The sequence below is a fragment of the Aliidongia dinghuensis genome (assembly GCF_014643535.1).
Lineage (GTDB): Bacteria > Pseudomonadota > Alphaproteobacteria > ATCC43930 > CGMCC-115725 > Aliidongia > Aliidongia dinghuensis.
Genome location: NZ_BMJQ01000005.1, coordinates 181,853 through 201,149, shown reverse-complemented (window position 1 = coordinate 201,149; position 19,297 = coordinate 181,853). Strand labels below are relative to the sequence as shown.

At 69.3% G+C, this 19,297-nt stretch carries 18 protein-coding genes; 12 read left to right on the top strand and 6 right to left on the bottom strand.

What is annotated here, in order from left to right:
• Positions 1-14: 14 nt before the first annotated feature.
• From smc to IEY58_RS11380, 8 genes are all read left to right on the top strand, one after another.
• Positions 15-3,482, top strand: coding sequence for a chromosome segregation protein SMC (smc, locus tag IEY58_RS11415; RefSeq protein WP_189045740.1), 3,468 nt, complete (start codon positions 15-17; stop codon positions 3,480-3,482).
• A gap of 143 nt (positions 3,483-3,625) precedes the next feature.
• Complete coding sequence (locus IEY58_RS11410) at positions 3,626-3,970, top strand: AtpZ/AtpI family protein (RefSeq protein ID WP_189045739.1); 345 nt, start codon at positions 3,626-3,628, stop codon at positions 3,968-3,970.
• A 27-nt stretch (positions 3,971-3,997) separates the two neighbouring features.
• Positions 3,998-4,723 (top strand): F0F1 ATP synthase subunit A, encoded by a 726-nt coding sequence (locus IEY58_RS11405; protein ID WP_189045738.1) that lies wholly within the window; start codon positions 3,998-4,000, stop codon positions 4,721-4,723.
• A 103-nt stretch (positions 4,724-4,826) separates the two neighbouring features.
• Complete coding sequence (locus IEY58_RS11400; protein ID WP_189045737.1) at positions 4,827-5,051, top strand: ATP synthase subunit C family protein; 225 nt, start codon at positions 4,827-4,829, stop codon at positions 5,049-5,051.
• Between the two features lie 81 nt (positions 5,052-5,132).
• Complete coding sequence (locus tag IEY58_RS11395) at positions 5,133-5,624, top strand: F0F1 ATP synthase subunit B family protein (protein WP_189045736.1); 492 nt, start codon at positions 5,133-5,135, stop codon at positions 5,622-5,624.
• Positions 5,624-6,112 carry a F0F1 ATP synthase subunit B family protein gene (locus IEY58_RS11390; RefSeq protein ID WP_189045735.1) on the top strand — a complete coding sequence of 163 codons (489 nt, stop codon included), beginning with the start codon at positions 5,624-5,626 and terminating at the stop codon, positions 6,110-6,112. The genes IEY58_RS11395 and IEY58_RS11390 overlap by 1 nt, the downstream gene beginning before the upstream one ends.
• Before the next feature lie 119 nt (positions 6,113-6,231).
• Positions 6,232-7,671, top strand: coding sequence for a cardiolipin synthase (cls, locus tag IEY58_RS11385; protein ID WP_189045732.1), 1,440 nt, complete (start codon positions 6,232-6,234; stop codon positions 7,669-7,671).
• Between the two features lie 143 nt (positions 7,672-7,814).
• Positions 7,815-9,641 carry a potassium/proton antiporter gene (locus tag IEY58_RS11380; protein ID WP_189045730.1) on the top strand — a complete coding sequence of 609 codons (1,827 nt, stop codon included), beginning with the start codon at positions 7,815-7,817 and terminating at the stop codon, positions 9,639-9,641.
• 20 nt (positions 9,642-9,661) lie between these two features.
• Here IEY58_RS11380 and IEY58_RS11375 read toward each other — a convergent pair whose 3' ends face one another.
• The gene (locus IEY58_RS11375; protein WP_189045728.1) at positions 9,662-10,216 is read right to left on the bottom strand and encodes a hypothetical protein; all 555 of its coding nucleotides are present in this window, start codon (positions 10,214-10,216) and stop codon (positions 9,662-9,664) included.
• Between the two features lie 288 nt (positions 10,217-10,504).
• Here IEY58_RS11375 and IEY58_RS11370 point away from each other — a divergent pair, with 288 nt between their 5' ends.
• Together IEY58_RS11370 and rnhA are read left to right on the top strand one after the other, a co-directional pair.
• Entirely contained in the window at positions 10,505-11,464 is a 960-nt protein-coding gene (locus IEY58_RS11370) for a homoserine kinase (protein ID WP_189045726.1), read from the top strand.
• On the top strand, positions 11,454-11,930 hold the full coding sequence (gene rnhA / locus IEY58_RS11365) for a ribonuclease HI (protein WP_189045724.1): 477 nt from the start codon (positions 11,454-11,456) through the stop codon (positions 11,928-11,930). Before IEY58_RS11370 ends, rnhA begins: the two co-directional genes overlap by 11 nt.
• A 70-nt stretch (positions 11,931-12,000) precedes the next feature.
• Here the strand turns inward: rnhA and IEY58_RS11360 are convergent, their stop codons facing one another.
• Positions 12,001-12,483 carry a peroxiredoxin gene (locus IEY58_RS11360; protein WP_189045722.1) on the bottom strand — a complete coding sequence of 161 codons (483 nt, stop codon included), beginning with the start codon at positions 12,481-12,483 and terminating at the stop codon, positions 12,001-12,003.
• Between the two features lie 70 nt (positions 12,484-12,553).
• Entirely contained in the window at positions 12,554-14,662 is a 2,109-nt protein-coding gene (locus IEY58_RS11355; RefSeq protein WP_189045721.1) for a protein-disulfide reductase DsbD family protein, read from the bottom strand.
• Between the two features lie 142 nt (positions 14,663-14,804).
• On the opposite strand from IEY58_RS11355, the gene IEY58_RS11350 reads away from it, so the two are divergent.
• Entirely contained in the window at positions 14,805-15,386 is a 582-nt protein-coding gene (locus tag IEY58_RS11350) for a YqgE/AlgH family protein (protein WP_189045719.1), read from the top strand.
• A 112-nt stretch (positions 15,387-15,498) separates the two neighbouring features.
• Positions 15,499-17,400: a PAS domain S-box protein gene (locus IEY58_RS11345; RefSeq protein WP_189045717.1), complete on the top strand. Its 1,902-nt coding sequence runs from the start codon at positions 15,499-15,501 to the stop codon at positions 17,398-17,400.
• A 33-nt stretch (positions 17,401-17,433) separates the two neighbouring features.
• On the opposite strand, the gene IEY58_RS11340 is transcribed toward IEY58_RS11345, so the two are convergent.
• The 3 genes from IEY58_RS11340 to IEY58_RS11330 form a co-directional block, all read right to left on the bottom strand.
• A complete protein-coding gene (locus tag IEY58_RS11340; protein ID WP_189045715.1) occupies positions 17,434-18,138 on the bottom strand; it encodes a helix-turn-helix transcriptional regulator in 705 nt (234 codons plus the stop codon).
• Between the two features lie 19 nt (positions 18,139-18,157).
• Complete coding sequence (locus tag IEY58_RS11335) at positions 18,158-18,544, bottom strand: VOC family protein (RefSeq protein ID WP_189045713.1); 387 nt, start codon at positions 18,542-18,544, stop codon at positions 18,158-18,160.
• A gap of 123 nt (positions 18,545-18,667) precedes the next feature.
• Complete coding sequence (locus IEY58_RS11330) at positions 18,668-19,285, bottom strand: GNAT family N-acetyltransferase (protein ID WP_189045711.1); 618 nt, start codon at positions 19,283-19,285, stop codon at positions 18,668-18,670.
• Positions 19,286-19,297: the final 12 nt, after the last annotated feature.

Below are 19,297 nucleotides of genomic sequence, written 5' to 3'. Positions count from 1 at the left end.
AGGGTCGGCGCGACTTGCAGTTCACCAAGCTTCGCTTAAGCGGCTTCAAGTCGTTCGTCGACCCGACCGAGCTTCTGATCGAGGCCGGCCTCACCGGCATCGTCGGCCCGAACGGCTGCGGCAAGTCGAACCTGGTCGAGGCGCTGCAATGGGTCATGGGCGAGACCTCGGCCCGGCGCCTGCGCGGCGGCGACATGGACGACGTCATCTTCGGCGGCACCACGTCGAAGCCGGCGCGTAACATCGCGACTGTCGCGGTCCGGCTCGACAACAGCGAGCGCACGGCACCCGCCCAGCTCAACGATCAGGACGAGCTCGAGATCGAGCGGCGCATCGATCGCGGCAAGGGCTCGACATATCGCGTGAACGCGCGCGAGACGCGCGCCAAGGACGTCCAGCTGCTGTTCGCCGACGCCTCGTCCGGCGCCGGCTCCTCCGCCCTCGTGGGCCAAGGCCGCATCGGCTGGCTCATCAACGCCAAGCCCAACGAGCGCCGGGTGCTCTTGGAGGAGGCGGCAGGCATCGGCGGCCTGCAGTCGCGCCGCCACGAGGCCGAGCTCAAGCTCTCGGCCGCCGAGACCAATCTCACACGCCTAGAGGACGTGGCGCAGCAGCTCGACGCGCAGATCGAGCGCCTGAAGAAGCAGGCGCGCCAGGCCGAGCGCTACCGTCGCCTGTCGGAGCAGATCCGCAAGGCCGAGGCGCTCGTGCTGCATCGCGCCTGGTGCGACCAGACCGCCCGCCTTGCCACCGCCACCCAGCGTCTGGCCGAAACCGAGGCGCGCGTCGCCGAAGTGACGGCGGCGGCCGAGTCGGCGCAAGCCGCCCGGACCGAGGCCCAGGACAGCCTGCCGGGCCTGCGCCAGGCTGCGGTCGACGCCCGGCACAAGGTCGAGCGCCTGGCCGCGGGCCTGGCCGCAATCTCGGCCGAGGCGAATCGCGTGGCCCAGGCACTGCGCGACAACCAGCAGCGCCTGTCGCTGCTCGACCAGGACATCCAGCGCGAAAAGCGGCTCTCGGCGGAGGCCGACTCGGCGCTCGCCCGCCTCCACGGCGAGCGCGATGGGCTCAAGGCTCAGCAGGACGGCGAGGCCGACGAGCAGCAGAGCGCGTCCGAACTGGTGTTTGCCGCCAAGAACGCGGTGAGCCTGGCCGAGGGCGGCCTGAGCCAGGCAACCGCGCATGCCGCGGCGCGCGAGGCCGAACGCGCGGCCCTCGCCCGCCGCACCGCGACGCTCGAGGAGCGCCGGCAGCGCCTGAAGCGGCAATGGGCCGAAGCCGAGGCGAAGACGCGCGAGCTCGACCTGCTCGCAATCGGGCCGGAGCGGCTGGCCGGGGCCGCGGCGGAAGTCGCCGAAGCCGAGGAGGCGCTCGCGATCGCGCGCGAGCTGGCCGAGGCGGCCGAGAGTGCCATCGAGAAAGCCCAGGCGGCCGAGGCCGCGGCGCGCGAGCCGGTGCAGGGCGCCGAGCGCCGCGCCGTCAAGCTCAAGGCCGAGATCGACGGACTGCGCGCCGTCGTCGCGTCCGGCACGGCGAAGGGCTTCGCCCCGGTGCTCGACCGGGTGCGGGTCGCCAAGGGCCTGGAGACGGCGCTCGGCGCGGCCCTCGGCGACGATCTGTCGGCAGCGCTCGACCCGGCCGCGGCGATCCATTGGGCCGACCTGCCGGACGAGGCCGGGCCGCTCGTCCCGCTGCCGGCGGATGTAGAAACGTTCGATCGGTTCGTCGAGGCGCCGCCGGCGCTCGCCCGCCGGCTGAAGCGCATCGGCCTCGTCGCCGATGCCGAAACCGGCCGGCAGCTGCAGGCGAACTTGGCTCCGGGCCAGCGGCTCGCGACGCGCGATGGCGCCGTCTGGCGCTGGGACGGGCTCACCATCGCGGCCGGGGCACCGAGCGCTGCCGCGACGCGGCTCGCCCAGCGCAACCATCTGAGCGAGCTCGAGGCGCTCGAAGAAACCGTCGCCGAAGAGCTCGCCAGCCTGCAGGACGCCCATCGCGCGACGCGGCACGCGGTCGAGCAGGCCCAGGCGCAGGACCGTGCCGCACGCGAATCCGTGCGCGCGGCGACCCAACGCATCGCGACCGCGCGCAACGCCGAGGCCAATCTCGTGGCCCAAGCCAAGGCAGCCGAAGCGCGCCACCAGGCGGCGACCGAGGCCAAGACACGGGTGACCCAGGAGCTGGCCGAGGCCGAGGCCCAGATCGCCGAAGCCGAGAGCGAGCGGGAGGCCCTGCCCGACCCGGCGCTCGACCGCCAGGAGGTCGAACGGCTGCGCGCCGAGGTCGGGCGCCTTCGCGCCGAGGAGAGCCTGCAGCAGCGCGAGCTCGACCGACTGGTGCGCGATGCGCAGAACCGGCGCAACCGGCTGGCCTCGATCGAGATCGAGGCGCGCGCCTGGATCGACCGGCTCGAGGGGGCGGCGGCCCAGCAGGCCGAACTCGCCGCGCGCCGCGAGCAGCTCGACGCGGAAATCGAGCAGCTCGGGGCCCGGCCGGAAGAACTGGCCGCCGAACGGGCCACGCTCGAGGACGAAATCGCGAACGCCCGCACGACGGCGGAACTGATGGCCGGCGATCTCGGCCGCGCCGAAGTGGCGGCAGCCGAAGCCGAGCGCGCGTTCGACACTGCCAACCGCAGCCTTGGCACGGCCCGCGAGGACCGGGTGCGCGCCGAGGCCGGCTTCGAGCAGGCGACCGAGGCGCTCGGCACGGCGACCCAGCGCATCCGCGACGCGTTCGAGGTGCCGCCGGCCGAGTTGCCGGCACTAGCGGAGATTCCGGAAGAGCCGGGACCCGAAACGCCGGCCGAGCTCGAGACGCGCTTCGATCGCTTGAAGCGCGAACGCGAGGCGATCGGCCCGGTCAACCTGATGGCCGAGACCGAGATGGCCGAGATGTCGGAGGAGCGCGAGACGATCCGCCGGGAATCCGCCGACTTGACCGCCGCGATCGCCCGGCTCCGGCAGGCGATCCAGCAGCTGAACCGCGAAGGCCGCGAGCGCCTGACCCAGGCATTCGACGCGGTGAACGCCCATTTCCAGGACCTGTTCGTGCGCCTGTTCGGCGGCGGCCGCGCCTATCTGGAGCTGGTGCAGCACGAGACCGACCCGCTACAGGCCGGGCTCGAGATCATGGCGAGCCCGCCCGGCAAGAAGCTGCAGGTGCTCTCGCTCTTGTCGGGCGGCGAGCGCGCGCTGACGGCGCTTGCCCTCGTCTTCGCTGTGTTCCTGACCAACCCCGCGCCGATCTGCGTGCTGGACGAGGTCGACGCGCCGCTCGACGATGCCAACGTCGAGCGCTTCATCACGCTCGTGCGCGAGATCGGCCGGCGCACCGGCACGCGCTTCCTCATCATCACCCACCATCGCGTCTCGATGGCGCGCATGGACCGGCTCTACGGCGTCACCATGGCCGAGAAGGGTATCTCGCAACTGGTATCGGTCGAGCTCTCGACCGCCGACCGGTTGCGCCAAAGCGCCTGATCGGCGCCGCACCCGAAGCCCGAAAAGCACAGGCGGCCCGCGCGTTCCGGCCATGCGAGGGGGGGCGGCGTTTCGCCTTGACAGCCGCTTTTGGCACCACCTATGTTCCGCCGCGTCTTTTTGGCCGACAGGCTATTGGCTCCATGCCGCATTCTGACAAGCCCGACCCGCTCGAGGGGTTGGCGGCCCGCATCGAACAAGCGCGCAGCCGCCGGCAGGCTCGAACGGAAGGAAGCGGACCCCCGGACGAATCTTCCGGCCGTTTCTTGAGCGTGGCGATGCGGATCGGTGTCGAGCTGGTGGCGGCCTTGGTTGTCGCCATGGGGGCGGGCTGGCTGCTGGATCGGTGGCTCGGCACGCGGCCGTGGCTGATGATCGTGTTTTTCTTTCTGGGATCCGCGGCCGGCATCATGAATGTCTACCGCGCGGTCAACGGTCTGGGTCTGGGGGCGGGCTATCGGCCTCCGGACGATGAGGGGCGGGAATGAACGAGATCAAGAGAGGCGGGCATAACCGTGGCTGATAGTCCGCTCGAGCAGTTCAAGATCGAACGTCTGGCCGACATCCATATCGCCGGCTATGACGCGTCCTTCACCAATTCCTCGCTGCTGATGTGCATCGCCGTCGTCGCGATCACCGCGTTCCTGGTGCTGAGCAGCGCCAGGTCGGCGCTGGTGCCGGGCCGTTGGCAGTCGATGGCCGAGCTCGCCTACGAGTTCATTGCCAACATGGTGCAGGAAAACGCCGGCACCGCGGGCATGAAGTATTTCCCGTGGGTGTTCTCGATCTTCATGTTCGTGCTGTTCGGCAATCTGTTGGGCATGATCCCGTACAGCTTCACCTTCACCAGCCACATCGTCGTGACCTTCGCGCTCGCCGCCATGGTGTTCATCACCGTGACGATCGTCGCGTTCGCGCGTCACGGGCTGCATTTCTTCAGCTTCTTCTTCCCCCACGGCGCGCCCGTTGCGATGGCGCCGCTGATCGTGCCGATCGAGGTCCTCTCGTACCTCTCGCGCCCGGTCAGCCTCTCCATCCGACTGTTCGCCAACATGATGGCCGGCCACACGATGCTGTTCGTGTTCGGCACCTTCACCGTGGCGCTCGGCATCTTCGGCATCGCGCCGTTCGCGGTGAACATCGCGCTCATCCTGTTCGAGTTCCTGGTTGCGGTCCTGCAAGCTTATGTCTTCACGATCCTGACCTGCCTTTATCTCAAGGACGCGATCGAGCTGCACTAAAGCTCGGCTCGCCTTCTTCGGGACCCACGATCGGCGTCGGTGGCCAAACTAGCCCCACCGGCGCCGGTTCCATGACAAACAGTTGCGTGAAAGAGGACTTAAAATGGACGTTCAAGCCGCTCGCTATATCGGTGCAGGCCTCGCCGTCATCGCCCTGATGGGTGTCGGTGTCGGTATCGGCAACATCTTCGCCACGCTGATCAGCTCGATCGCCCGCAATCCCGCCTCGCGCAACCAGGTCTTCGGCGTCGGCATTCTGGGCTTCGCGCTGACCGAAGCCGTGGCGCTGTTCGCGCTCCTGATCGCGTTCCTGATCCTCTTCGCCTAAAACAGCTCCGAGCCGCCGGTCGGCCTTGCCGGCCGTACCGGCGGCTTGGGGTGGACGGACCCGGATTTCGGAGCGCACCAGATGCCCCAACTCGACCCGACATCGTTTTCGCCGCAGCTCATCTGGCTCGCGATCACGTTTGTCGTCCTTTTCTTCCTGATGGCCAAGGTGGCCCTGCCGCGCGTCGGCGCCGCCATCGAGCGCCGCAAGGATCAGATCGACGGCGACCTCGACCGGGCGACCAAGCTCAAGGCCGAGATCGACATCGTCATCCAGGCCTATGAGCGGGCGTTGGCCGAGGCGCGCGCGCAGGCCAATGCCACGGTCAACGAGACCAAGGAACGCATGGCCGAGATTGCCGCCAAGCGGCAGCAGGCGGCGATCGCGGCCCTGACCGAGAAGACCAAGACCGCGGAAAGCCGCATCGCCGCCGCCAAGGCCGATGCGCTTGCCAACGTCCGCACCATCGCGATCGACGCATCCCGCGCGGCCGCGTCACGGCTGATCGGTGACGAGATCGACGAGGCCCGGATCGGCGCCACGGTCGACCAAGTGATGAAGGGCCGCGCCTGATGGAACTGTTCCACGAAGTCGAGTTCTGGATCGCGATCGCCTTCGTGGTGGCAGTTGCGATCCTGATCAAGCAGGCCGCCCCTGGCATCATCGGCAGCCTCGATGCCCGTGCGGCGCGGATCAAGGAAGAGATCGAGGAGGCGAAGCGGCTCCGGGCCGAAGCCGAGGCGACGCTCGCCGAGTATCAGCGCAAGCAGCGTGATGCGCTGGCCGAGGCGCAGAGCATCGTCGCCCGTGCCAAGGAAGATGCCGAGCGCATCGGCCGCGAGACCGAGGCCGAGCTCGAGGCGGCGCTGCGCCGCCGCGAAGCGTCGACCATGGACAAGATCGCCCAGGCCGAGGCCAAGGCGCTCGCCGAAGTCCGCCATGTCGCCGTCGACGTGGCGATCGAGGCGACCCGGGCCCTGCTGCGCGAGCAGCTCGACCCGCAGCGCGGCTCGAAGCTGATCGACGACGCGATCCAGGAACTGCCGAAGCGGCTGCACTAGGCCGGCCCGGCATCCTCGGGATCTGATCGAAACCGCCCCGCGGCGCGAGCCTCGGGGCGGTTTTCTTTTGCGGATCATGGCATAAGAAGCAGAGATCGCGAGGCCACTGCGGAGGCGGCGTGTACGTCCTCGAACTCCTCAGCCATGTCGGCGGGCACCTGCTCGCCGAGGCGCATCTGCTGCTGGCCGCGGCAGTGACGCTCCATGTGCTGCTGCGCAAGCGCGATATCGGCGGCTCGATCGGCTGGATCGGCGTCGCCTGGTTCGCGCCCTTCCTTGGCACCGTGCTCTACCTGGTGTTCGGCATCAACCGCGTGACCCGCCGTGCCCACCGGCTGCGCGCCCGCCGGCCCTGGCGGGCCTCGGATGGCCAATTGGTGCCGCAGGTCGAGCGCAGCGACCATCTGGGGCCGCTCGACCGCACCGCCCGCCGCCTGACCCGCCGTCCGGCCGACGGCGGCAACACGGTGATGCCGCTCCGGAACGGCGACGACGCCTATCCCCAGATGATCGGGGCGATCGAGGGCGCCCGGATGAGCGTCGCGCTGTCGAGCTACATCTTCCGCGACGACGCGGCGGGCCGGGCCATCATCGCGGCCCTCGTCGCCGCCCATGAGCGCGGCGTCCAGGTCCGCGTGCTGATCGATGGCTACGGCAGCGGCTATTTCTGGGCCGCCGCCCATAGCCGCTTGAGGCGTGCCGGCGTGCCGGTCGCGCGCTTCCTGCATTCGCACCTGCCCTGGCGCATGCCCTTCATCAACCTGCGCACGCACAAGAAGATCCTGTGCATCGACGGGCAGACGGGCTTCACCGGCGGGCTCAACATCGGGGCGGAGAACCTGGTCGTCGGCAACAATCCCCAACAGACTTCGCGCGAGCTCGTGCGCGACATGCATTTCCGCGTCGAGGGACCGGTCGTGGCCCAGCTGATCGACGCCTTTGCCGAGGATTGGGTATTCACGACCGGCGAGACGCTCGCCGGCGACGCCTGGTTCCCGGAGCCGGCGCCGGCCGGTGCCATGATCGCGCGCGTCGTCACGTCCGGTCCCGACCAGGACCTGGAAAAGATCGAATATCTGGCGCTGCAGGCGATCGGCTGCGCCGAGCGGTCGATCCGGATCATGACGCCCTATTTCCTGCCCGACGACCGGCTCTTGACGGCGCTCGGCCTTGCGGCGATGCGCGGCGTGCGGGTCGACGTCATCGTACCGCGCAACAGCGACCACCGAGTCGTCGACTGGGCCTTCCGTGCGCAGATCGTGCCGCTCGCGGCGACCGGCGCGCGCATCTGGCTGAGCCCGCCGCCGTTCGAACACACCAAGCTCATGACCGTGGACGGGGCCTGGTGCCTGATCGGCAGCTCGAACTGGGACATGCGCAGCTTCCGCCTGAACTTCGAGCTGAACATGGAGGTCTATGACGCGGGCCTCGTCGCTCGGCTCGACCGGTTCATGATGGCGGCCCAGCGCCGGCGCCTGAGCGCCCGCCGCCTGCAGAAACGCCCACTGCCCTGGCGGCTGCGCGACGCCGCCGCGCGGCTCATGCTGCCGTATCTGTAGGTTTTTCCGCCACAGTAACGAAACCATTTGGCACGGGCGGGGCAAACTGCGAAACCGGCCGTTCGCAGTTTGCCCCGCCCGTGCCACGCTCTTGCCCTATTCGATTTCGTACAATCGCCTCATCGACATTTCGAGGAAGCGGGATGGAGCAGGCGCACGAGCTCGTGTTCATCGGTTCGCTGCTGCTGCTGGCGGGCATCGTCGCCGGCATGCTGTCGACCCGCGTGGGCGCCCCGTTGCTGCTGGCCTTCCTGGGGCTGGGCATGGTCGCGGGTGACGACGGCCTCGGCCTGCATTTCGCCTCGACCAGCACCGCCTATCTGATCGGCAGCGCCGCGCTGGCGCTCATCCTGTTCGACGGCGGCCTGCATACGCGCCGGCGGGTGTTCCGGCTGGCGCTCGGACCATCCGTCGTGCTGGCGAGCGTCGGCGTCGCGGTCACCGCGACGGTCGCCGGGGCCGCCGCCGTGTTCCTGCTGCAGCTGGGCTGGCTCCAGGGCTTGCTGATCGGCGCGATCGTGTCCTCGACCGACGCGGCGGCCGTGTTCCTGCTGCTGCACCAGCGCGGCCGCGACATCAACGAGCGCGTCGCCGCCACGCTCGAGACCGAGGCCGGCTTCAACGATCCGTTCGCCGTGTTCCTGACGACGACGCTCGTCACGCTGGCGTCAGGCCATGGCGACCAGTCCTTCGCCGAGCTCTTGTACTATCTCGCGCGCGAGGCGCTGCTGGGGGCCGCGATCGGTGTCGGCGGCGGCATGCTGCTGGTGCAGCTCGTCAACCGGCTGACGCTCGCCGGCGGGCTGCAGCCGATCCTCGCCATGGCGGCCGCCCTCTGCCTGTTCGCCGGGACCCAGCTCATCGACGGCTCGGGCTTCCTTGCCGTCTATCTGGCCGGGCTCATCGCCGGCAACAGCCGCTTGAAATCGAGCCAGACCATCCTGCGCTTCCATGAGGGCATGGCATGGCTGAGCCAGCTCGTGCTGTTCATCATGCTGGGTCTGCTGGTGACGCCGCACCGCCTGCTGCCCCAGGCGCCGGCCGCCCTCGGCGTGGCGCTGGTCGTGATCCTCGCCGCCCGGCCGCTCGCGGTCTGGATCTGCCTCACGCCGTTCCGCTTCACGGTGCAGGAGCGCCTGTTCATCGCCTGGGTCGGCCTGCGCGGCGCCGTGCCGATCTTCCTCGCCATGATCCCGACGCTGGCGCGCCTGCCACATTCCGAGGTCTATTTCCACGTCGCCTTCCTGGTCGTGCTCGCCTCGCTCGTGCTGCAGGGCTGGACCGTGGCGCCGGCCGCGCGCTGGCTTCGGCTCGAAATGCCGAGCGACAAGCGGCATGGCCACCGGCTCGACCTGGAGATCGCAGCTGCCGGATCGCGCGAGATCTCGGCCTATCGCGTGCCGGCTGGAGCCCCTGCGCTCGACCGTTCGTTCGAGCAGCTGCCGCTGCCCCGGCGCACGCGCATCATCGCGGTGCTGCGCGACGGCGTGGTGATGAACCGGGCCCAGCTCGACCGGCTGCAGCCGAATGACGTGGTGCTGGCGCTGACGCCGCCCGAGACGCTGGAGATGCTGGACAAGCTATTCGCCGAACGGCGCGGACCGCTCGCCGAGACGGCGCTTGGCGACTTCGTGCTCGACCCGAACGTGCCCATGGCGACGGTCGTCGATCTCTATGGTCTGCCGGCGACGCTCAGCGACCGTGCCAAGACGGTCGGTGTGTTCCTACGCCAGCGCATCGGCCGCCGCCCGGTGATCGGCGACCGGATCCATCTGGGCCTGGTCGACCTGATTGTGCGCGCGCTCGACGACGACCGCATCACGGAGATCGGCGTCGTGCTGGAGCCGGAGCGCGACCCGCTCGACAGCGTCAGCATCCGGCGGCGCCTGAAGCGGCTGGCCGGCGGCGCCCGGCGCGTGGTGAGACGGCGCCGCGCCGCCGCGGGGGCGGGCGGCCCCCACAGCAGCTAACCGGGCCCGGCTAAATGGGCTCAGTGGCCGCCGCGGTTGTAGTTGAGCTCTTCCTGGCTCAGCTGGAAGCCGACCTCGACCCGGTAATTGCCCGCCTTGTGAAAGTCCGCGAGCGGGATGCGCTGGGTGATCGATTCGACCGAGCCGCGGCGCTGCTGGCCCGTCGGGAAGTCGATCGGCGCGGGGAACACCTTCTTCGCGAGGATCGCACCGTTCGGATCGAGGATCGCCACGAAATAGGCGAAGTCGGCGTTGCGATCCGTCATCGCCGGCCCGGCCTGGGCCACGAGCGAGACGGTCATGTCGACAGTGACGCCGTCCTTGTCGAAGGTGCAGCCGCCCTTGAGGTCGCTGAGCCGCGCGGAAACCGCCAGATTGGCGAAGTCGGTGCCCTGGCCCTGGAAATGCGACACGTGCGCCAGATCGTCGGGAATGGCGACGACTGGGCATTTGGCGTCGGCGTAGTCGCCTTTGAACCAGCTGCAGCCGGCGATCGTGCTGCCCGCGGCGAGGATCAGCGCGAGGGGCGCCATGCGACGCCGGAGCGTGCGGCGGAAGGAAGACGGAACGGGCATGAAGGACCTAGATCGCGTTGGGCCGTTCGAGACGAGCCGGCCGGTCGGTGCGAGACACACCATGGAAAAGCGGGCCGGATTGTAGGGGGCCGCGCCGGTCCGCACAAGCCCACCCACCGGCACCCCCACCGGTACTCTGGGCGACGCGTGCGTGCCCCCGCCAGTTGGCACTTGTTTGCCCGCCCCCCGATACCGTTCAATGGGTTGTCGCCCCGATGCGACGTCGCCGGACCGCCGTCCGGCCGCGTCGCCCTTCCAGCGCCAGCCCTTAGGAGTTCGCCGCGCACGATGGCCGTTTACACCGATGTCTCCGACGGAGAACTGACCCGCTTCGTCGCCGACTACGATCTGGGCGCGGTGCTCGCCTGCAAGGGCATCGCCGAGGGTGTCGAGAACTCCAACTACCTGATCCAGACCGAACGGGCGAGCTTCATCCTGACGCTCTACGAGAAGCGGGTGAAGGAGGCGGATCTGCCGTTCTTCCTCGGCCTCATGGAGCATCTGGCCGCGCGCGGCTTTAGCTGCCCGACGCCGATCAAGGCGCGCGACGGCGGCGTGCTCCGGCGGCTGTGCGGCCGGCCGGCGGTGCTTATCAGCTTCCTCGAGGGGCTCTGGCCGCGCACGGTCGAGCCGTTCCATTGCGCGGGCGTCGGCGACGCGCTCGCCCGCTTCCACCTGGCCGGCGCCGATTTCCCGATGCGGCGCGCGAACGACCTGTCGCTGCCCGGCTGGCACCGGCTGGTCGACGCGACACGGGCTCGGGCGGACGAGGTCGCCCCGGGCTTGGCTCGAGAGCTGGCGACCGAGCTCGCAGCACTGGAAGCAGCCTGGCCGCGGGACCTGCCGACCGGCGTCTGCCATGCCGACCTGTTCCCGGACAATGTGTTCTTCCGCGACGAGGCGGTCTCGGGCGTCATCGATTTCTATTTCGCCTGCACCGAGGCGCTGGCCTACGACCTGGCGATCTGCCTCAACGCCTGGTGCTTCGATGACGAGGCGCGCTTCAATCCAGTGAAGGCGACGGCCCTCGTCCAGGCCTACCAGGCGCGCCGCCCGTTGAGCGAGGCCGAGCGCCGGGCGCTGCCGATCCTCGCCCGCGGCAGCGCGCTTCGCTTCCTTTTGACCCGGCTCTACGACTGGCTGAACCAGCAGCCGGGCGCGCTCGTCCGCCCCAAGGATCCGCGCGAATATCTCCAGAAACTCCGGTTCCACCGAACCGTCAGGCATGCGGAAGATTATGGACTCTGATCAGGAACGGCCCACCGTCGACATCTTCACGGACGGTGCCTGCAGCGGCAATCCCGGCCCCGGCGGCTGGGGCGCCATCCTGCGCTACGGCACGGTCGAGAAGGAACTGCACGGCGGCGAGATGCCGACGACCAACAACCGCATGGAAATGACCGCGGCGATCGAGGCGCTCCGGGCGCTGAAGCGGCCGGCGCTGGTCCGGCTGCACACCGACAGCCAGTACCTCAAGGACGGCATCACGCGCTTCATCCACGGCTGGAAGCGCAACGGCTGGAAGACCGCCGACAAGAAGCCGGTCAAGAACATCGATCTGTGGCTGGCGCTCGAAGAGGCCTTGAAGAGCCATCAGATGGAATGGATCTGGGTCAAGGGCCACGCCGGCCATCCGGAAAACGAACGGGCCGACGCGCTCGCCCGCCAAGGCGTGGTCGAGGCCCGCGAGGCAGCGGCAAAGACGGTGGGCTGATCTCGTTTGCTTGAAGCGCCCTCACCCTCCCGCGGCACGCGGGAGGGTGAGGGTTGCGGAGCCGCCTAGATCAAAGCGCCTCGAGGATCGTCTCGGCGTTCGACACTTCGAAGGCGCCCGGCTTCTCGACGTTGAGCGCCTGCACCACGCCGTCGTCCAGCACCATGGCATAGCGCTGCGAGCGCGTGCCCATGCCATAGCCGGAATAGTCGGCATTGAGCCCGACCGCCTTGGTGAAGTCGGCATTGCCGTCGGCCAGCATCAGGACCTTGTCCTCGGCCTTCTGGTCCTTGCCCCAGGCGCCCATGACGAAAACGTCGTTGACCGAGAGGCAGGCGATGAGATCGACGCCCTTGGTCTTGAGCGCGTCGAAATTGTGCACGAAGCCCGGCACGTGCTTGGCCGAGCAGGTCGGCGTGAAGGCGCCAGGCAGCGCGAACAGCACGGCCTTCTTGCCGGCGAACAGCTCGTCCGACAGCACATCCTTCGGCCCGTCGACGGTCATGTGCTTGAGCTTCACCGAGGGAATCTTCTCACCGACCTTGATCGTCATGGCTCGTCCTTTTCGCTGGAGAGGAAACTGGCAGCGACCTTAACCGCAGCTTTTTACAAAATCACGCGCCTCAGGAACGGGCGGCACCCTTGGCCTTGGCGAGGGCTGCCTCGACCGCGTCAGTCGTCAGCACCTCCGAGAGCGGCAGACCGTCCGGCGCCCCCGGGCCATAGACGACGTTGAACGGGATGCCGTAGCGGCCGTAGCGCTTGAGGAAGGCCGCGATCGCCGGGTCGGGCCGGGTCCAGTCGGCACGCATGGCGACGGTGCCGCTCGAGCTCAGTTGCGCCTTCACGGCCGGCTTGTCGAGCACTAGGCGCTCGTTCACCTGGCAGGTGAGACACCAGCTCGCCGTCACGTCGACGAACACGACCTGTCCCTTGGCGACGGCCGGCGCGATCGCGGCCGGATCGAACCGGGCCCAGCCGGCAGCCGGAGCCGCCGCCTCGACGCCCCGGCCAAGCACCGCCGGCGGCACCAGCATACCGAGGAGCAGCACGGCCGTGAGTGCCGCCGAGGTACGGCCGAGGCGCGGATAGCGATGCCGAAGCGCCAGAGCGGCGGCAGCGGCGACGCCAAGCAGTGCCACCACGCCGGCCGCGGCCGAGCCGGCCTGCTCGCCCAGCACCCACACGAGCCAGAACGCCGTGCCGGCGAGCAGCAGCCCGAGCAGCCGGCGCAGGGTCAGCATCCAATAGCCCGGCCGCGGCAGCAGGCGAGCGAGCGCCGGCACGGCCGCGACCACGAGATAGGGCAGCGCCAAGCCGATGCCGAGGCAAGTGAAGACGAGGAAGATATCGCCGGGCCCGCCGGCGAGTGCGAATCCCACCGCTGTGCCGAGGAACGGCGCCGAGCAGGGGGTGGCGAGCAGGGTCGCGAAGGCGCCGGCGAGGAAGCTGCCGGCGAGAGAGCCGCCGCCGGCCTGCAGGCGGCCAGCGAGCCACCAGGGCAGGCCAATCTTGAACCAGCCCATGAGGTTGCAGGCGAACAGCGTCACGAGTGCCGCCAGGGCCGCGAGGAACACCGGTTCCTGGAACTGCACGCCCCAGCCGACCGACAGGCCGGCCGACTTGGCCGCCGCGAGTGCTGCCGCCATGACCAGGAACGAGGCGAGGATGCCGGCCGCCGTCGCAAGGAAGCCCGCCCGCAGGCGCCGGCGGCCCTGCCCTGCCTCGTTGATCAGCGCCAGGAACTTGATCGCCAGCACTGGCAGGACGCAGGGCATGAAATTGAGGATGAAGCCGCCGAGCACGGCAATCGCCAGCGTGAGGGCAAGGCCGCCCAGCGCCGGACCGGTCTCGGCCAAGGGGGTTGCGGCCAGCGTGACGGTCGCGGCCCGCGGCGCCTCGGCCGGGGCTGCGCGGTCGATCACAGTCACGGTCAAGGGCTTGCCCGCGAGCTTCGCAATCACGTCGGCGCCGTCGAGCACCGGCAGCACCAGATGCGTCTCGAGCCCGCCGGCCGCCTGGGTCGGACGCCCGAACACGACGGGCGACGCGCCCTCGACGATCGCATCGGGCTGGACCAGCCCCGGCGTGGCCCGGAGCGTCAGATCGAGTCGCGCCGCCTTGCCGGCGCCGCCGACCGCGGCCGTCTCGAGCGTCAGGCCCGCGGCACTGCCGTCGCCCGGCACCCGGGCCTGGTAGCGGTCGATGAGATCGCCGTAGGGTCCCGGCCCCTCGAGCCCGGCCGGCACGGTGACATCGAGCGCCACGTCATTCGGGATGCACAGCTCGCGGCAGGTGAGGAAATCGACCGCGGCCTTGAAATGCACCGGCTCGCCCGGATGCGGCACGGTCACCGCGATCGGCAGCACGACCTCGCCCTCGTAGCCGAAGGTCTCGAGCCCGGCGAGCTCGAACCGTTCGGGCACCGGCCAGGCGAAATCGCCGATCTGGACATTCTCCGAGCCCGCCCAGTCGACCGAAGGCGGCAGGCCGGCATCGCCAGGCGAGCGCCAGTAGATCTTCCAATGCGGCTCGAGCTTGAAGGCGAGGCCGAGGCGAAGTGCCCCGTCCTGGCCGGGAGCGACCACGAGCCGAGCAGCACCCTGGTCGGTATGCGCCCAATCAGACGCGTAGTCGTCCGCCCGCGCCGTGCCGATCAGGGGCAGGCCCAGCACGGACAGGAAAAAGGCGATGAGTGCGGCGAGCCGCGCCGGCCGGAACCTCGAAATCATGGTGACGTTCTTGTACCGCAACAGGGTCCCTGTCCAGGTTCAACTTGTCGCGACCGGACAACACCGGCCCTTGCCGCTTGCGACCACCCCGATCGAGCGCTATCTGTGAACCATGGGACGGACGGCAAATCCTTCGACGATCATGTCGGCGAGCCCTGAAGGGCCTTCAAGCAGCTATCTTACGGGACAGCTGCTGATCGCCATGCCCCAGATGCGCGATCTGCGCTTCCACAAGTCGGTCATCTATATCTGTGCCCACACGCCCGACGGCGCCATGGGCCTGGTGATCAACAAGACGCTCGACAGCCTGACCGTGCCCGAACTGATGGAGCATCTGTCGGTCGATACCGAGCTGGAGCTGAAGCCGACCAAGGTGCATTTCGGCGGACCGGTCGAGACGGCACGTGGCTTCGTCCTGCACAGCTGTGACTATGTCGAGGAAGGCACGCTCATCGTCGGGCACGACCTGGCCTTGACCGCGACACTCGACATCCTGCGGGCGATCGGCAAGGGCCGGGGTCCGCGCCAGACCTTGCTGGCACTGGGCTATGCCGGCTGGGGGCCGGGCCAGCTCGACGGCGAAATCCAGGCGAACAGCTGGCTTCATGCGCCGGCCGACGAATCGATCGTGTTCGACCATGTGCACGACACGAAATGGGAGCGCGCGATCGCCCGTCTCGGCATTGACGCCCGCATGCTCTCGATCGAGTCTGGACACGCCTAAGCCGTATCGGGATCCGAATACAGCTTTGCGCTGAACCGGCGAAGCCCTATTCTGATCGAAGATCGTTCGGCGTTCACCCAAGACCTTTTCATCTTCGGCCGAAAGAGGACCGATGGCTGATACAGCCTTAACGGACCAAGAGCTCCTGTCGCTGCTTCGAACCTTCATTGCGAAGTCGGGACAGACGATCCTCGTTACGGATGCCAACCTGGCCGCGCCTGGCGGCCCCATGATCCTCGACGCCAACGAACCAGCCGCGCACGTCTCGGGCTATGCCGTGCGCGATCTTCTCGGCCAGCGCATCGGCATCCTCTACCCGCCCGAATCCCTGCCGCGTGTGCTCGCCCAGATGCGCGAGGCCGCCGAGACCGGCGAGCCGGTGCAGCTCGAAGCGATCGCCGCGACCAAGAGCGGCAAACCCTATTGGATGGAGGTCAGCACCATCGCCGTGCTGTCGCCCGCGGGCACGCCGACGCATTTCTTCCGCCTGGGCCGCGACATCACGGCGCGCAAGCGCGCCGAAACCGAGCGGGAAACGACGCAGCGGCTGCTCGCCTCGGTGTTCGGCGTCATCGACCAGGCGCTGGGCGTGATCGACGACCACGGACGTTTCGCCATGGTCAACACCGCCGTCACGCGCCAATTCGGCTGGAGCGTGTTCGACCTGATCGGCAAGCCCTTCACCGAGATCATCGATCCGGCCGAACGGCCGATCGTCGAACGCCAGGTGACGACCAGCGACGAGATGACCTGCCGCATGTCCGCGCGTCTTCGGCGACGCAAGGGTGACATCGTGGCGGGCGACATTGCGGTGACGACGATCCCGCAGCCCGACGGCCGGCCCTATCGGGTCATGATGCTGACCGAACGCACCCAGAGAGCCGTCGACAAGAGCTTCGAGCAGGCGTTGCGCCGCGCGCTGCAGGGCGGCGGCCAGCACGGCACCGTCGTCGCCGGCAAGCTGCAGCTGGTCGGCCTCGCCGAGGTGCGCGCCGCGATCGGCGAGCGCTGGCCGGCACTCGCCGAGCGCTCGTTCCAGGTGGCCGAGAACATCCTGCGCGGCCATCTGGGGCCGACCGACGTGTTCAGCCGCACGTCAGACGACGGATTCCTCGTCTGCTTCGCCGAGCTCGACGAGAGCGAGGCCCAGTTCAAGGCGCGCACCATCGCGGCCGAGATCCGGGCGCGCCTGGTCGGCGAGTTCCCCGAGATGGCCGAAACCGACGTCACCGGCTTTGCCACCACGGTCGAGGTCGATGCCGACGACATGGTGCCGGAGAACGCGATCGTGAACGCGCTCGAAGCGCGCCTCACGCGCGAGCGCAAGCGCCTCGAGGAGGCTGCCGTCAAGGCGATGCGCGCGCGGCTCACGACGGCCGAGGTCTGGTTCCAGTCGGTCATGACCGACAGCCTGCAGGCAGCGCCCATCACAATGACCCGCCTGCCCGCCGAGCTCGAGGAGGCGCAGTCGACCCTGCTGGCGCTCGGCCGCACCGAATTCGTCTCGCAGACGGAGCTCCTGCTGCTGACCGGTGCCGCCGAACGGGTGCTGGCGGAGCTGAAGCAGAATCGCACGGACCTGCTGCTCACCCCCGTGCGGCTCGCCACCCTGACGCACCGCCGCGAGGCCGAGCACTGGCTGCAGGTGGCGCGCACGCTGGGCGGGCCCGGCAAGAAGCGGTTGGTCGTGGAGATCTGCGAGCTGGGCCGGGACACCGCCCGGGCGCGCCTGACCGATGTCACCATGATGGTGTCGTCGCTGTTCCGGGCCGTCGCCTTCGAGTTGCCGACCATCGACCCGAATTTCGTGAACCACCTGCCGATCACGGCGCCGCTGGTGACGATCGAGGCACGGCTGCTGGGCGACAATCCCACGGCCGCCGTCACGAAGCTGATCAAGGCCCTGCTGCCCCGGCGCTGCCGGCTCATCGTCAAGAACGCCGCCTCGCCGGCCGCCGCCGCGGCGCTCGCCAAGGCCGGCACGCCGCTGATCTCGCTGAGCGCACCGGACTAAGGCGCCCGATCCGACCGGGCGCGTCGGCCGGGCTCAGGCCGCCGGAGCGCCCTCTTCCGCCGGCCGCTTCATCCGGGCCATGAGGTCAGCCAGCGTCCGGCCCGGCTCGGCCCGGAACGTCTCCTCGAGCGGCTCGAAGCCGGTCATGAGGTCGAGCCGGAACGTCCGGAAATCGTTGCGGAGCTCGCACCAGGCGGCGAGCGTCCAGACGCCGCCCCAGAAATAGAGGCCGAGCGGCCGGATGCGGCGCCGGCTCTCGGCACCGTCCTTCGCCCGATAGGCGAGATCGACGAGCTTGCGGCCGTCGAGTGCCGCGCGCACCAGATCGAAGCGCCGGCGCTGGTCCGGCGGCATCTTGTAGCCGGGCGCATAGAGCAGGATCCGCTCGAACCGCTCAGCCAAGGCCGGCGGCGTCACGGCGGCGATCTTCTGCAGCGCCTCGCCCGCCGCCTCGGCAAGCCCGGCGCCGCCCCAGGCCTGGACCATGCGCGCCCCCAGCACCAGCGCCTCGATCTCGTGCCGCTCGAACATCAGGGGCGGCAGGTCGAAGCCGCGGCGCAGCACGTAGCCGACGCCGGCCTCGCCCTCGATCGGCACACCCGAGAGCATGAGGTCGCGCACGTCGCGGTAGATCGTGCGCTCCGACACCTCGAGCCGATGGGCCAGCTGCTGCGCGGTGACCAGCCGGCCACCGCGCAGGGCCTGGACGATGCGGAAGAGCCGGTCGGCCCTGCGCATGGGTGCCTCCGTCCCCGTCTCAGCCGCGCTCGTGCAGCCCGACGCGATTGCCCTCGCAATCGCGGATACGGGCGTAGCGGCCCATGGCGCCGGGCAGGGTCACGACCTCGCCCTCGATGCGGCCGCCCGCGGTCTCGACCCGGGCCAGCACCCGGTCGAGACCCTGGTCGCAATTCAGGAACACGATCGTGCCATTCGCCGCGGGCGCCATGTCGGGCGTCTTGACGATGGCGCCGCCCGATCCGGCCTCGCCGTAGGGCAGGATTGCGAGCTCGCTCTCGCCGATCTGCTCGCGGCGAAGCTCGGTCGCGAGGATCGTCCCGTAGAACCGGGCGGCGCGGTCGAGATCGTCGGCCGGAATCTCGATCCAGACGGCGGCATGCGGGCGGGCGGTGGCGGTGGACATGGTGTTGCTCCCTCTTGGGTTTGCGCCGCCGATCAGCAGCGCATGGGGAGAGACTAGCGAAGCGCTCCTGACAGCGTTCTGTCAGGATGGTTCAGGGGCAGGAGGGTTCGGCAGCAGAATGCGTCAGCGGCCGCCGCCGCGGTTCGAGAGCCATTCCTCGCGCAGCAGCGCGTAGAGCACATGATCCTGCCACAGGCCGTCGATGCAAAGGTATTTCCGGGCGTAGCCCTCTTCCCGGAAGCCGGACTTGATGAGCAGGCCCCGGCTCGGCGCGTTGCTCGGCAGGCAGGCGGCCTCGACCCGGTGCAGGTGCAGGCGATCGAAGGCGAAGCCCAGCATCAGCCTGAGCGCCTCGGTCATGTAGCCCTGGCGCGCAAAGCGCTCACCGATCCAATAGCCGAGGCTTGCCGACTCGGCGACGCCGCGCCGGACGTTCGAGAGGCCGATGCCGCCGACGAGCTCGTCGCCGTGGCTGTCGAACACGAAAAAGGCGTAGCCCTCGTCGTCGCGCCAATCGAGCGCATAGCGGGCGAGGCGCCGACGGAACGCGGCCTTGCCGACCGCATCGTCACTCCAGGCCGGCTCCCACGGCTGCAGGAAGGCGCGCGAAGCAGAGCGCAGCTCGCTCCATATCGCCCAGTCGCCGCGATCCGGCGGCCGCAGCATGACCCGTTCGCCCTCGAGCCGCACCGACGGCGGATGGACCGCGAAGAAGCCGGCGAGACGCGGTACGTCGGGCATGTCAGTGGCCGG